This is a genomic window from Paraburkholderia domus (assembly GCF_905220705.1).
GTDB classification, from domain to species: Bacteria; Pseudomonadota; Gammaproteobacteria; order Burkholderiales; family Burkholderiaceae; genus Paraburkholderia; species Paraburkholderia domus.
This window is the reverse complement of record NZ_CAJNAT010000010.1, coordinates 188159-202128: the sequence shown is the minus strand read 5'-3', so window position 1 is coordinate 202128 and position 13970 is coordinate 188159. Positions and strand designations below refer to the sequence as shown.

13 protein-coding genes are annotated in these 13970 nt (G+C 61.3%); 5 read left to right on the top strand and 8 right to left on the bottom strand.

Annotated elements, in window-relative coordinates; translation table 11 throughout:
• Nucleotides 1-15: 15 nt before the first annotated feature.
• From KHO31_RS19585 to KHO31_RS19570, 4 genes are read left to right on the top strand one after another with little or no spacing between them, the layout of a single operon-like run.
• Nucleotides 16-192 carry a hypothetical protein gene (locus tag KHO31_RS19585; protein ID WP_166660399.1) on the top strand — a complete coding sequence of 59 codons (177 nt, stop codon included), beginning with the start codon at nt 16-18 and terminating at the stop codon, nt 190-192.
• A gap of 2 nt (nt 193-194) precedes the next feature.
• Nucleotides 195-767 (top strand): cupredoxin domain-containing protein, encoded by a 573-nt coding sequence (locus tag KHO31_RS19580; RefSeq protein ID WP_201072369.1) that lies wholly within the window; start codon nt 195-197, stop codon nt 765-767.
• Nucleotides 754-2379 carry a b(o/a)3-type cytochrome-c oxidase subunit 1 gene (locus KHO31_RS19575; RefSeq protein WP_201072367.1) on the top strand — a complete coding sequence of 542 codons (1626 nt, stop codon included), beginning with the start codon at nt 754-756 and terminating at the stop codon, nt 2377-2379. Before KHO31_RS19580 ends, KHO31_RS19575 begins: the two co-directional genes overlap by 14 nt.
• On the top strand, nt 2376-3185 hold the full coding sequence (locus tag KHO31_RS19570; RefSeq protein WP_211623988.1) for a c-type cytochrome: 810 nt from the start codon (nt 2376-2378) through the stop codon (nt 3183-3185). Before KHO31_RS19575 ends, KHO31_RS19570 begins: the two co-directional genes overlap by 4 nt.
• Before the next feature lie 142 nt (nt 3186-3327).
• Here the strand turns inward: KHO31_RS19570 and KHO31_RS19565 are convergent, their stop codons facing one another.
• Together KHO31_RS19565 and KHO31_RS19560 are read right to left on the bottom strand one after the other, a co-directional pair.
• Nucleotides 3328-3798 (bottom strand): hypothetical protein, encoded by a 471-nt coding sequence (locus KHO31_RS19565; RefSeq protein ID WP_201072447.1) that lies wholly within the window; start codon nt 3796-3798, stop codon nt 3328-3330.
• Between the two features lie 391 nt (nt 3799-4189).
• A complete protein-coding gene (locus KHO31_RS19560) occupies nt 4190-5830 on the bottom strand; it encodes a methyl-accepting chemotaxis protein (protein WP_201072364.1) in 1641 nt (546 codons plus the stop codon).
• 305 nt (nt 5831-6135) lie between these two features.
• Between KHO31_RS19560 and KHO31_RS19555 the strand changes: the two genes are divergently transcribed.
• The gene (locus KHO31_RS19555) at nt 6136-6939 is read left to right on the top strand and encodes a bestrophin-like domain (RefSeq protein WP_211623986.1); all 804 of its coding nucleotides are present in this window, start codon (nt 6136-6138) and stop codon (nt 6937-6939) included.
• Nucleotides 6940-7050: 111 nt separating this feature from the next.
• Here KHO31_RS19555 and KHO31_RS19550 read toward each other — a convergent pair whose 3' ends face one another.
• The 6 genes from KHO31_RS19550 to KHO31_RS19525 are packed head-to-tail and all read right to left on the bottom strand — an operon-like array spanning nt 7051 to nt 13891.
• Nucleotides 7051-7863 (bottom strand): HpcH/HpaI aldolase/citrate lyase family protein, encoded by an 813-nt coding sequence (locus KHO31_RS19550; RefSeq protein ID WP_201072360.1) that lies wholly within the window; start codon nt 7861-7863, stop codon nt 7051-7053.
• 36 nt (nt 7864-7899) lie between these two features.
• Nucleotides 7900-8655 (bottom strand): GntR family transcriptional regulator, encoded by a 756-nt coding sequence (locus KHO31_RS19545; protein WP_211623984.1) that lies wholly within the window; start codon nt 8653-8655, stop codon nt 7900-7902.
• A 48-nt stretch (nt 8656-8703) separates the two neighbouring features.
• Nucleotides 8704-9894 carry a CaiB/BaiF CoA transferase family protein gene (locus tag KHO31_RS19540; RefSeq protein ID WP_201072356.1) on the bottom strand — a complete coding sequence of 397 codons (1191 nt, stop codon included), beginning with the start codon at nt 9892-9894 and terminating at the stop codon, nt 8704-8706.
• Entirely contained in the window at nt 9891-11054 is a 1164-nt protein-coding gene (locus KHO31_RS19535) for an acyl-CoA dehydrogenase family protein (RefSeq protein ID WP_211623982.1), read from the bottom strand. Before KHO31_RS19535 ends, KHO31_RS19540 begins: the two co-directional genes overlap by 4 nt.
• Nucleotides 11051-12478 carry an MmgE/PrpD family protein gene (locus tag KHO31_RS19530; protein WP_201085868.1) on the bottom strand — a complete coding sequence of 476 codons (1428 nt, stop codon included), beginning with the start codon at nt 12476-12478 and terminating at the stop codon, nt 11051-11053. Before KHO31_RS19530 ends, KHO31_RS19535 begins: the two co-directional genes overlap by 4 nt.
• 6 nt (nt 12479-12484) lie before the next feature.
• The gene (locus tag KHO31_RS19525; RefSeq protein WP_201072353.1) at nt 12485-13891 is read right to left on the bottom strand and encodes an MFS transporter; all 1407 of its coding nucleotides are present in this window, start codon (nt 13889-13891) and stop codon (nt 12485-12487) included.
• Nucleotides 13892-13970: the final 79 nt, after the last annotated feature.

The window sequence follows — 13970 nt, the reverse complement described above, 5'->3', positions numbered from 1 at the left end:
CCGGAGAATCTCCAGATGGAAGCGAACGATACCCACAGCGCGGCCCCACCTACGGATGAGGAAGTGGAACGCGTCGTCGCGGCCGGCCCGCATGGCGCAATCGCCGTGGCCGGTGTGGCCACGCTGATCGTCATGGCGATCTGGTTCGGCTTCTACTTTCTTGTCTTTCTGCCGCGCGGCGTCATCCACTGACTATGTCGACTGATTCCAATCACCAACCGGGCAGCGGCCACGAAGTCGCCTTACGCGCGGAACGCCGCTGGGCGGTTTTCGCCTCGGCGCTGATCGTTCTAATGCTCGCCGTCATCGTGTTCTCGGGCCTCCATTGGGCGATGATGCCGCCGTCGCGGGTCGAGACGATCGATCCTTCGCGCCTGCAACTGTCCGGTGAGTTCGTCGAAGACAACCTCGGCAGCGCGGTCGAGCCAGATGGCTCGGTGGTCGTGCGTTTCATCGCGCAGCAGTATTCGTTCACACCGCAATGTCTGCTGGTGCCCGCCGACACGCCGATCACGATCCGCACTACCAGTGCCGATGTCGTTCACGGCCTGCTCGTCACCGATACCAACATCAACACGATGGTCGTGCCCGGCTATGTCTCCACGCTGAACACACGCTTCGACAAAGCCGCCGATCACACCATGCCGTGTCACGAGTTCTGCGGCTTCGGCCACCAGACCATGTGGGCGCACGTCAAGGTAGTCGACAAGGCCACGTTCTTCGAGCAAGCCCGACAATCACGGAGACTCAGCTGTGTTTCACGCTAAGCGACTCGTTCTCGCGCATTTCTGGCTCGCCTTCATCGCGTTTCTGATCGCACTGCTGCTCGGTGCCTGGCAGATGCTGGTACGCAGCCCGCTGGTGCCGTGGATCGGCGACCCCGAGCTCTACTATCGATCGGTGACCGCGCATGGTTCGGTGATGGCATACGTGCTGCCCACCCTGGTATCGATGGGCTTCGGCTATGCGATTGTCGAACTCGCGCTCGCGCAGCGGCTCGTCGGTCTCAAATGGGCATGGGCCGCGTTCTTCATGCTGGCCGTCGGCGCCGTGATGGCGATGGTCCCGGTCGCGCTCGGCAAGGCCTCGGTGCTCTACACCTTCTATCCGCCGATGATCGGCAGTCCGTTCTATTACCTCGGTGTGGTGCTGGTGGTCGTCGGCTCATGGATCTGGGTTGCGCTGATGCACGTGAATCTGCGAGTCTGGAAGCGCGCCAATCCCGGCAAGCCCATCCCGCTCGCGATGTTCGCCAACGTGGCGGGCGCGTATCTGTGGGCGTGGACTGCGATCGGTGCGGCACTCGAAATCCTGTTCCAGATCTTGCCGGTTGCTTTCGGTTTAACGAACACGATCGACGCGGGTCTATCACGCATCCTGTTTTCGTGGACGCTGCATGCGATCGTCTATTTCTGGCTGATACCCGCTTACATCGCGTACTACACGCTGGTGCCGCGCGCGATCGGCGGACGGCTCTATAGCGATTCGATGGCGCGCGTGTCGTTCATTTTGTTCCTGGTATTCGCGATGCCGATCGGCATTCACCACCTGTTCGCCGATCCGCAGGTCGGCTCGGGCTTCAAGTTCCTGCATGCGGTGTTCACCGGCATGGTGTCGGTGCCGACGTTGCTTACGGTGTTCACCATCTGCGCGTCGGTGGAAATCGCTGGCAGGCTGCGCGGTGGCAAGGGCGCATTCGGCTGGTTGACTGCGCTGCCGTGGCAAAACCCCATGATGCTGGTGATCGCGTTTTCGTTCGTGATGCTGGGCCTCGGCGGTGCCGGCGGCCTGATCAACATGAGCTACCAGTTGAACTCGACGGTGCACAACACGCAGTGGGTGACCGGACACTTCCATCTGATTTTCGGCGGCGCGATCGTCATCATGTACTTCGCGATCGCGTACGAACTGTGGCCGCAACTGACCGGCCGCGCGATCGCGTCGGCGAAGCTGGTACGGACGCAATTGTGGCTGTGGTTCATCGGCATGATGGTGACGACGCTGCCGTGGCATTACGTCGGCTTGCTCGGCGCGCCGCGCCGCATGGCGTATTACGACTACAACATGCCGGGGATGGAATCGCAGGCGTTCTGGGTGGGCATGTCGGCGGTGGGCGGACTGATCCTGGTGGTGTCTGGCGTGCTGTTCATTTATATCCTCGCGAAGTCGCAATTCGGGCCGCAGGTGCAGCAGCAGAGTTTCCGCTTCGCGAGCGCGGTGCAGCCGGTGGAGCACGTGCCGGCCGCGCTCAATAGTTTCGGCTTGTGGGTGGCGTTGATGATCGGGCTGACGGTTGTCAACTACAGTGTGCCGATCGTTCAGTTGCTCAGATTGCCGCAGACGTCGGTGCCGGCAGTTGTCGTCGGAGCGCAGCGATGAGTCAGGAACGCGTCTTCAGCTTGCGCAACCCGTGGTTCACGGTGAGCCTGGGCGGCACGATTGCGATTGCCGTCGTGTCGATACTGATCGGCTTCATCTGGTTGCCTTCAGCCAATAGCGGATTTAGCGAGCGTGGCTTATGGGCGACGATTTGCAGCGCTGCGGGCGCGCCGTCGAGTTGGTACGGCGGCGCCAATATCTCCGGCCCGGCGCCGAGCGAAGTGGTGGTTCTGCCGCCTTTGCGGCGGGTGCGAGCCGACGCGGATTCGATTGGCCGCGGCGCGACGATTGCGACACAGAATTGCTCGATGTGTCATGGCGTGATGGGCACAGTGCAGGTGACGGCGCCCGCGTTGGCCGGGCAGTATGCCGACGTGGTCTATAAAGAGTTGCGCGACTATCAGAACGGTGTGCGGCAGAACGCGGTGATGCAGCCGATTATCGCGGCTCGCAGCGATCAGGATTTGCATGATCTGGCGGCTTATTATGCTTCCCTGTCTCGGGCGCCCGCTGCCGAGGTTTTGCCTTCTGGCGTGGGGCCGGATGCCAATGCTGTGAAGCTTGCGATGCAGGGCGATCCGCAGCGGAATATCGCGCCTTGTGCGGCTTGTCATGGGCAGTTGGATCGTAAGGGGGCGGCGCCCTGGCTTGGTGGGCAGTCTTCTGTTTATCTCGCTGCGCAGATGCGGGCGTTTGCTTCCGGTGCGCGGCATAACGATATCAATGAGCAGATGCGGAACGTGGCAAGGCAGATGACTTCGGCGGAGATTGATAGCGTGGCGAAGTATTACGCGGCTATGCAGTGAGGGATTTTGGTTTGACCTTCGTGGCGCTTAACCGCGAATGACGTGATGCAAGGCCCGCACTCAGCGGGCCTTTTTCTGCAAGATGTCTTACGCGCTGCTCACGCTTTTTTCATTGCTCCTGCGTGGTGGCCGCAAGTGCCGGCTAATGTGAAACGGCAGAGACCTGTGCGCCCGCTTCCGCTCGCGACGCGACCTTTGTGCGCACCGGCTTGGGTCGCGCGGTATCCGCGGGTTTCGCGTTCAGCTTGTCATCTGATTTCTTCCGCACTGCCTCAGACAGAAGACTCGCGGCACGTTTTGCCGTGATGCGGCTATGAGGCACGTCCTTCGCATCAAGCGCGATCACCTGGTACAGTTCGCGGTCGCATTCAATCTCGCGCTCGTATCCTTCGCCAGTTTCGACAAGCAGTTCCAGCAACGCCTGTTGGCTTTGCCGTTCTTCTCTTGTCATGCAGGAAGTCCTACGTATTGAGGCCGCAAGCGTAATCAATCGCCTAAGTTGATCCAACTGCCGGTTGCATAAATCGAAAGCTGAGAGCGCGAGTTTCTCGTACTGGAGCGCGTCAACGGGCGCGCGTGAGGGTGCTTGAGGGGTCTTGGTAGATTTGCTCATGGTGCGATTTCCGGTTCGTTCCTGAATCGCCCGACACTCGCTGAAAGATGGGGTGAGCGGGCACGTGGCGAGGTTGACAGACCGGGCGAAATACGAAACCGGCGAGCCTCTCGGCTCCCTCACCACGACCCGCCCATTGAACACGGCGCGCATAGGTGAGCACTACCCACTTTCGCGGGCAGTGCCGTACTTCGCTGCGGGCTGTCAAACCCGCGCCGTTTTGTCTAACGGCAGGAACAATCTAACGCACCTATTTTTTGAGACGATCAACCAAACAGGCTAAACGCGCGAATTATAACTAATCTTTACATTTGGCCCGGTGCGCACAATGTACCGATTTTTCAAGCAGCGCAGGCAAGCGCTCGATCACCCTTCAGCACACTACGCCGCATCAAGCCGCTACAAACTCACCCGCGCCAACTTTCCCCGACGCAGCCCCCGCCCCACCTCGCCGCCCGGCAAAAGCAGAACCCCCACTCCCCGTCTGGAAGACAGCCACAGCGGAAGTCAACCTGCGAGCCTGCTCCTCCAGCGAACTAGCCGCAGCAGCAGCCTGCTCAACCAGCGCGGCATTCTGCTGCGTAACCTCATCCATTTGAGCGACCGCCAGATTCACCTGATCGATCCCAGTACTCTGCTCAATCGCCGCCGCCGCGATCTCACCCATAATCGAACTCACGCGGGAAATCGCCTCGACGATCTCAGTCATCGTCGCCCCCGAGCGCTCGACCAGTTGCGAGCCAGCCTCCACCCGCGCCGTCGAAGCATCGATCAAACCTTTGATCTCCTTGGCCGCCGCCGCGCTTCGCTGTGCCAACGACCGCACTTCGCTCGCCACCACCGCGAACCCACGCCCTTGCTCGCCGGCGCGCGCCGCCTCAACCGCCGCATTCAACGCGAGAATATTGGTCTGGAAAGCAATCCCCTCGATCACGCCGACAATGTCGGCAATCCGCCGCGAGTCGTCGACGATGCCATGCATCGTGCCCACCACCTGTTCGGTCAGGTCACCGCCCTGTGCAGCCAAACTCGACGCCCCCTGCGCCAACGAGCTCGCCTGCTTCGCGTTGTCCGCCGTCTGCTTGACCGTCGAAGTCAACTCTTCAATGCTAGCCGCCGTTTCTTCCAGCGACGCCGCCTGCTCCTCAGTACGTTGCGACAGATCGGTATTGCCCGCCGCAATCTCGCTCACGCCCGTGTCGATTGACTCCGTACCGTGACGCACGGCATTTACCGTCTCGATCAGCGAGTCCTGCATCTTGCGCAACGCCGCGGCGAGACGACCCATTTCGTTATTGCTGGTCACCTCGATCTGGCTGGTCAGGTCCCCGTTGGCAATTCGCTGAAACTGCGCAATGGTTGCATCGACCGGGCTAACAATCGCCCGCACCATGACCGCACGCCCGATCAAGGAGCCCAGCAGCGACAGCGCTATGCCAATCGCCACCGCAACGCAAATCGCGTAGAACAGGTCCTGTGCATCCTGATAGCGCTGCGCGCCGTGATCGAGTTGCAATTGCTCGAGCGTAAGCATGGCCTTTTCATACGCGCTATAGAGCGACGGCAGTTTGTGCGCCTGCAACTGCTCGAAAGCGGTTCTGTCACCAGACTTGAGCGCGGCCAGTGCCGGATCGACGCCTTCGTGCAGGAAGGTGTCGCGCTTGTCCTGCATGTCCTTGATCAGGCGCTGTTCGTCGGCATCCGCGCTCGCGCGGCTCACATAGTGGGCAAGGCGATCGTTCGATGCTTTCTGGTACTGATCAAAACGCTTGAGCACGGCGTTCGCGCCGTCCTGATCGTTCAGGTCGACCAACGATGCGTAGGTCGCCAGCGCCAGACGCAAGCGCAGCAACTGTCCAGCACTGCCCTCGAGATCGGCGACTGCGGGCGTGTCCACGGTGTACATCTGCTGCAGCGATGCGTTGCTCGAACGCAACGACAACAGGCCGGCGGCGGCACCGAACAGCAGCACGACGCCGAAGAACACGATCATCAAGGTAAGGCAGGTTCGAATCGACAGATTTTTCAGCATCGGGCTTGTCTCCATTGGGCTGCCTGACCGGATGTTCAGAAAATTAGCCTCGGCCACGCGTGCTGCGCCCAAGCCCATACGGCCAGGTTCGCAACTTTTGTTCGAAATTTAAGCGAATGCCACATAGATGGTCTACGGCGAAATTACAGAAAACTTTATGGCTGATGGCGCGGACCTTTGCGATACATCAGCATGCGAGCGGAAGTCAGCGGCCGCCTGCGAAAGGGCACCTGCGGGACTACCCGGGTGGTCGGCGGCCGGCGGTTGGTAGAAAGTGACAAGGCACGCGTCTCCGGAGCATTTCTATGTCAGAAATAGGCTCGGCTCTGCTGGTTTTCGCTTTATTGCTCGTCGGAACCGCTCTAGGTGTGTGGGTGCGACCGCTGCTGCCCGAGGAGCATAAGGCGCACGAGACCGTGCAACTCATCCAACTGGTTATCGGCATGCTGGTGACGTTTGCCGCTTTGGTGCTCGGATTGATGACGGCATCCGCGAAAACCAGTTTCGATACCGAGTCGAATGATTTGCGGACCTTTGCGTCCGACCTGATCGAATTCGACACGACCATGCGGGAATACGGCGGCGATACGGATGAGGCCCGGCACCTGCTGCGCGTCTACACCGCGGCCGCAATTGCTTCGACGTGGCCCGGCGAGCCGGCTCCGGCCGGTGATGATTATCCGAGGAATATCGGAACGCAGGACAGTTCGCAGAAGCTGGAGAACGTGCGACTCGGCGATATGCTGACCGCGGTGGGCAGGCAGTTGCGGCAATTGCGGGCGTATGATCCTTTACAACAGCGCGCGCTCGATGATGCGTTGACGCAATATCGGCGAACGGTGGATGCTAGATGGAAGATCATCGAGGAAGCGCACAGTTCAATTTCCCGGCCGTTCTTCATGACGCTGACATTCTGGTTGTGCGTGATTTTTCTCAGCTTCGGATTGATCGCGCCGCGCAATGCGTTGGCGATGGTCATGATCTCGCTTGGGGCCGTGTCGATTGCTTCTGCTATCTATGTGATCGCCGACCTGGATACACCGTTCACAGGACCGATTGTTATTTCCAGTTCGCCGATGAGAGATGCGCTCGAGCACCTCAGGCGGTGAGAGGTTGTTACCGTTGACGACGGCATTGTCGATTTTCCCGCGGCGCTGGCCGTCCCTTCTTCCGCATGCTTGCGGTGTTCGGAAGAGCCACGCCGCACGAGGCAAAAACGATCACGGCGCCTGCACTTCAAACTCGGAAATTCTCCTGGCGCGATCGACGATCGGCTTATCAACCAGTTTGCCATCCACTGCGAACGCCCCTTCCGGATGCTCGCTGCAAGCGGCCAACACCCGCGCGGCCCAGCGCCGCTCTTCTTCGTTCGGAGCGAACCCGCGATTCACCCGGTCCACCTGCTTAGGGTGAATGCAAAGCTTCCCGGTGAACCCAAAGCGCCGCGCAGTAGCAACGTGCTCAGTCAACCGCTCAAGGTTATCGAGCTCCAACGTTACACCGTCAATTGGCGCAGCCAACCCCGCATGCCTCGATTCGATCACCATTTGCGAGCGCACGTAATCCAGCTCAACGCCCAGCCCCTCAATCCCGGCGTCGGCGCAAAAATCAATCGTACCGAATGCAAGCCGCACGACCGATGGCACGGCGGCAATCTCGCGCATCGCGACCACGCCCGCGACGGTCTCGATCAGCGCCACGATCCTTACCTGCGACGGCAAGCGCGCAACAACATCGGCAAGTTGCTGCGCACTGTCTGACTTCGGCACCATCACGACTGAAGCGCCGGAGCGGCTAACCATCTCCACGTCTTCGGCGTGCCACGGCGTGCCCACCGCATTCACGCGAACAATCAGCCGCGAACGATCCGCCGTCATTAGCCAACGCTGCAAGCCCTCACGCGCATGTTCCTTGGCAGCTGGCGCGACTGCGTCCTCCAGATCGATCACCACCGCGTCGGCGCCGGCGTCGAGCGCCTTCATGAAGCGCTCGGGCCGGTCGCCCGGAACGAACAGATAACTGCGTGCGTCCATGTTGCTCTCCTTCAGAAGCACGCGGTTCAATGCTGCCTAGTTCGCGTGCCAGTCGAGTTGAAACGTTTCGGAATAACTGTAGCGATCGGCCGGGTGAACACTGATCGTCAGTTCCACCAGTTGCCCGCGACGGTTCAGATAACGGCGGCACAACCACAGCGCCGGCGAACGCGCCTTCGCGTTCAAACGTGGTGCGAGTTTCGCCGGCATCGCGATCGCGCGGATTTCCTGCTGTACTTCGGTGATCTGCTCGCCGAACTGCTTTTCGATCAGCGTGTAGATCGGCACGTGAGACCGGCCGATTAGCCCCGTCAGCGATCGAAACGCCGGGTGGATATACACCTCCGTGTGGCAGATCGGCTCGACGCTGCCAGGCGTTCGGCGAATACCTTCGGCCAGCAGCCACGTTTCACCCGGCTTCGCTTTGAGCCGCTCGAGCAGTTCCGCATCGTCGATCTCGATTGTTTGCGTCGATGCAATCTCCAGCTCGGTGTCGGCGGTATAACGATGCAGATCGCTCAGCCGCTCCATCACCTGACGGTATGCGGTCTCGCTCTGCGTCGCCTTCACGCGGGTACCGATGCCGGCCCGCCGGTCCACGAGGCCGCGCTGCTCCAGTTGCTTGATCGCCTGTCGCACCGTGAAGCGGCTAGCGCCGAACTGCTCGCATAACTCGAACTCGGTGGGCAGCAAAGCGCCGACAGGAAACCGGCCGCCCTGAATCTCGTTGAGGAGCGTCTGTGCCAGATGCATGTAGCGCGGCTGTTGCCCAAGGACTGTCGTGGTGGCCATCTCGGTGTGCAATGAAGTGAAGGAGCGGGCAGTTGTACCCGCCCGGCCTTATTGCACCACACCCGCCTCCCTCAGCAAAGCAATCCTTTCCGGGCTGTAGCCCAACTCGTCGAGTAGGCGCTGGGTATCCTGACCGATATCCGGTGCAGCGCGCATCGGCAGTGGTTCATCGACCCGCACCGGCGCGGCCACGCCGCGAATCTTGCCGAAGCGTGGATGCTCGGCATCCACCACGCATTCGCGCTCGGCGACGAACGGATTCTCCAGCGCCTCCTTAACGTCGAACACCGGCGCGGCAGGGACGCGGCCGCCGAACCGTTCGAGCCATTGCGCGGTGGTCGCGGTCGAGAGCACCGCGTCGAGTTCGGTCTGCACCAACTCACGATTCTCGAGACGTGCCTGGAAGTTGCAGAAGCGCGGATCCGTGACCCACGACGGTTTGTCGACCACTTCGGCAAGCACGCCCCAGAACTTCTCCTTGTTGCACATCAGGAAGATCCAGCCGTCCTGCGTCTTGTACAACTGGCTCGGCGTCAGCGAAGGATGCGACGAGCGATTCTCGCGCCCCGTCACCACGCCGCCGTTCAGATACCACGTCGCGACGTAGGCAAGGTTATGCAGCGCAACGTCGAAGAGGCTTACGTCGATATCGCGCCCCTTGCCCGAGGTCTTTGCGTCCACCAGACCGGCGAGCAACGCCATCGCCGCGGTCGTGCCGGTCATCAGATCGATGATCGACAAACCGAAACGCGCCGGTGGACTATCCGGTTCACCGGTCACTGAAAGATAGCCCGCCTCAGCCTGCATCAGATAGTCGTAGCCCGGCCATGCCGCGCGGCTGCCGGTGCGGCCATACGCCGATAGATGCCCGCAGACGATCTTCGGATTGGCCTCGCACAACTGGTCATAGGTGACCCCGAGCTTCACCGGCAGATCGCCGCGCAGATTGTTGAACACGGCGTCGCTCTTCGCGACCAGGTCCAGCAGAACTGCACGCGCCTCGGGCTTCTTCAGATCGAGCGTCAAGCTGCACTTGTTGCGATTGAACGCTTCGAAGAAGTGGCTATCGCCTTCGCCGAAAAAATACGGGCCGACGGCGCGGCCCACATCGCCGCCATTGCTCGGATGCTCGATCTTGATGATCTCCGCGCCGAGGTCGGCGAGATGCTGGGTCGCAAACGGCCCAGCGCCATACTGTTCGATGGCGAGCACGCGCACGCCGGAAAGGGGCAGACTCATACCGGACTCCGTTCGATCAACTGCTTGGCGATGATGATGCGCTGCATCTCGTTAGTGCCTTCGCCGATCACCAGCAGCGGCGCGTCGCGATACAGTCGCTCGACGTTGTATTCCTTCGAATAACCGTACGCGCCGTGAATGCGCATGGCCTCGATGCTGTTTTCCAGCGCGGCTTCGGTGGCGAAGTATTTCGCCATACCGGCCTCCATATCGCAGCGCTCGCCGCGGTCATACTTCTGCGCCGCGGCGTCCACCAGCAGGCGGCCGGCTTCGGTGCGCGTTGCCATTTCGCCGAGCTTCAACTGAATCGCCTGGTGCTCGCAGATCGGCTTGCCGAAGGTCTTGCGTTGCTGCGAATAGCTGATCGATTCTTCGAGCGCCGCCTGCGCAATGCCGACGCCACGCGCGGCAACATTGATGCGCCCGAGTTCGAGTCCGCCGAGCACCTGCTGCAAGCCCTTGCCTTCCACGCCGCCGATCAATGCATCGGCGGGGACGTGAAAATCGTTGAACGACAACTCGCAGGTATCGATACCCATATAGCCGAGCTTTTCGAGCTGACGGCTGACTTCGAAGCCTGGGCCCTTCTGCACCAACAGCAGACTCATCCCACGATGACGCGGCTCTGCGGTTGGGTCTGTCTTCACCAGCAGCGCAAGCGTATTGCCGTGCTTACTATTGGTGATCCAGGTCTTGTTGCCATTCACGATGTACTCGTCACCGACACGTTTCGCGGTGGTGCGAATCGCCTGCAGATCGGTGCCGCAGTCGGGCTCCGTCAGACCGATACCACCGCGCCATTCGCCTGTAGCGAACTTCGGCAGATACTTGCTCTTCTGCTCGGGCGTCCCGTTGCGTTGCACCAGCATCGCGAGAATCAGATGCGAATTGATGATGCCGCTCACCGACATCCACACGCGTGCGATCCGCGTGATGATCTGCGCGTATGTGCGCGTCGACAGGCCCAAGCCACCGTACTCGGGATCGATGATGCAGCCGAACAGGCCCATCTCCTTCATCTTCTCGACGATCTCTGCCGGATAGATGTCGTCGTGATCGAACTTGTGAACGTGGGGCCGCACTTCGGTTTCAAGGAAGCGGTCCAGTGCATCGAGAATCAGTTGATCGTTGTCCAGCGTGTCGAGTTCTGTGGCGGTCATGATGACGTCCTTGAAGATTCGGTGGATCCGGCGAGCGTGTCGGCAAGTGCGTGCGCCGGGCGTTCATCGAGTTGCAATACGGCCTGAGCGATCTGTTCAGCGGTACTGCGAGATACGGTGCGCTGAGCGTTCGCGTAGAACTTGGTGACGATGTCGTCGTTGCTCACGGGGCGGTCGGCACAACCACGATTGATCGCCTCGCGATGCGCGACACGTGTGCCGTCGCTGCGTTCTACGACGACTTCGCCGGTGTAGTGACGGGGGAACGTCGTATCAGGATCGATTTCGTAATCGACGCGTGCAGCCAGCGCCAGCACCGCGGGATCGGCGAGCGCGGCCGGTTCGAGTTCGTCGAGCGTGAAGCGGCCTTTGAGCAAGGCGGTGGCGACGATGTAGGGCACGCTGAATTGCGCGTCGTAGCTGGTCACAGGTCTGCGCTTCGGTTCGAGCGGCTCGCAAACGACCTCGACCGTTCCACGCGGCACCTTGGCCACCACGCGCTTTATCGAGTCGAGGGTGTCCGCAGAAAAACCATGCTCGCGATGCAACGCAATCGCCGCATCGGCCACCGCGTGCGTGAAGTGGCAAGCGGGCAGCGGTTTGATCGCGACTTCGTCGATTTGCCAGGTGCTGCCGAGTCCTTCGGTCGCCAGTTGCTGATCGGCTTCGTCGAGGCGCTTGCCGAGGTGACTTGCGTACAGGCCGAAGCGTCCTTCATAGGCCGAGCGCGGACCGGTGAAGCCGTGCCTCGCGAGCGTCGCAGCGGTGATGCCGGACGCGGCAGCGAAACCCGGATGAGCGCGCTTGGTCCACGCTCCGTCTTCGAGGAATTCAAGGCTGCCGGCGGCCATCGATAGAACAATGCCTTGTGCGTGAGCAACCTGAAGCTCATCCAGATGCAGCAAACGCGCCGCCGCGACCGCGCAACCGAACGCGCCGACCAGACCCGTCGGATGAAAACCGGCCTGATGAAAGCCGCCCTTCGCGGCGGATGCGACGCGCGTCGACACTTCCATCGCGACGATATATGCGCTGAGCAGATCCGCGCCGCTCTTTTCGTCGCGATCGGCAAGCGCCAGGACGCAGGGCAATGCGCTGGTCGTCGAATGGATCACGCCGCGCGAATGCGTGTCGTCAAAATCGAGGCCGTGAATCAGCACGCCGTTCATCACCGCGGCATCGCGCAGGGCGAGACGCCTGCCGTAGCCGATCACCGGTGATGAGCCGCTGCCGAGCTCGGAGAATGCCGCCAACGACACATCCGCATACGCATATCCACGCGACGCCACGGCGATGCCGACAGCATCGAGAATCAAGTGTTTGGCGCGCGTTTGTACCGCGTGCGGAATGTCGCGCAATGCAAGGCTCAAACCGAAGCGCGCGAACTGATCGGAGAGCGTGGCGGCGGGAATCAGTGAAGTCATGAGGATTTATCCTTGCTGGGTAGCGGGCATCGGATCGGTGCTGGTTTCGAGGCTCGGCGAGATCTGCTCGAGCGCATGCTGATTGGTCTCGACACGCAGCAACAGAATGCCGACCACCAGCAACGCCAGCACGCCGCTGACCATCGCCAGCACGCCGGCCACGCCGAACGAGTTGTAGAGCAGCACCGCGAAATACGGCGTCGTCATTGATGCAGCGCGCCCGCATACGCCCGCCGTGCCGGTACCGCGCAAGCGCAACTCTGTCGGAAACAGTTCGGGAATGTAGGCAAAGAGGCCGAGCGTCGCGACCGTGTAGATGCAGGTGATCAAGACAAAGCCGACCAGGCTGATCGCCCACCCCGCGTGCATGATCGGATAGACGAAGCCGACCGCGATGGTCGCGATTGCGAAGACCACGAGACCACGCGCACGGCCGAGGCGGTCCGCGCAAAGAAAGCCGATCACCGCACCGCCCGGCGCGCCAAACGCCATCAACGTCGTGAAGCCGAGCGACTGCACGATGGTCAACCCCTCCTTCACGAAGAAGGTCGGCAGCCACGCGACAAAGCCGTACACCGAAATATTCACCGCGACTGCAGTCAATGCGGCGACCAGCGTGCGGCCGAGCATCGCATGCGAGAACAGGGCGGAGAACGGCGCTTTCGGTACTTCAAGACTTTCGGTGCGAGCGACCGGTGGCAACGGTCCCTTTTGACGCTGCACCTGGTGCTCGATCGCCGAGACCGTCGCCTCGGCTTCTTCGGCGCGTCCCACTGATTCGAGCCAGCGCGGCGATTCAGGCATGCGATGGCGCAGCACCCACACGATGATCGCGCCGACGCCCGCAATCGCGAACATATAGCGCCAGCCGAGATGCGGGATCACGACGTAACCCACTGCGGTCGACACCAGCAAGCCGGAGTTGATGATGAACGCGAGCAAGGCGGTCCATCGTCCGCGTGAAGCGGGCGGAATGAATTCGCACAAGGTGCCGGCTGCGACCACCAGTTCGGCGCCAAGGCCGATGCCCATGATCAACCGCAAGGCGATCAGCCAGCTCATGCTTGGGACGAAACAGGCTGCGATCGACGCGATGCCGAAAATCAGCAGGTTGGTCTGATATGACGAGCGGCGCCCGAAGCGGTCACCCAGATAACCGGCGAAACCGGCGCCGATCAGCATGCCGAGAAAGGTCACCGAGATGAACAGCGCGTTCAGCCTCAGGTCGGAGAAGCCCGACTTCACCATTGCGCCCAGCGCGCCGGCGGCGAGATAGATGTCGAAGGCGTCGAGAAAGGCCCCGGCGCTGATGAGCCCTAGAACCTTCCAGTGGAAGGACGCGATAGGCAGGCGATCGAGTCGCGCGCCCGAGTTGACGATACCGATAGCCACCTTTGTCTCCTTGGTGTGCATGCCGCTCTGCTTACGCTTGCCGCATTGCGGCGCGTTGTTCGGGCGCCGCCGGGATTCGCGCGCCGCCTGCTCTTGCCGG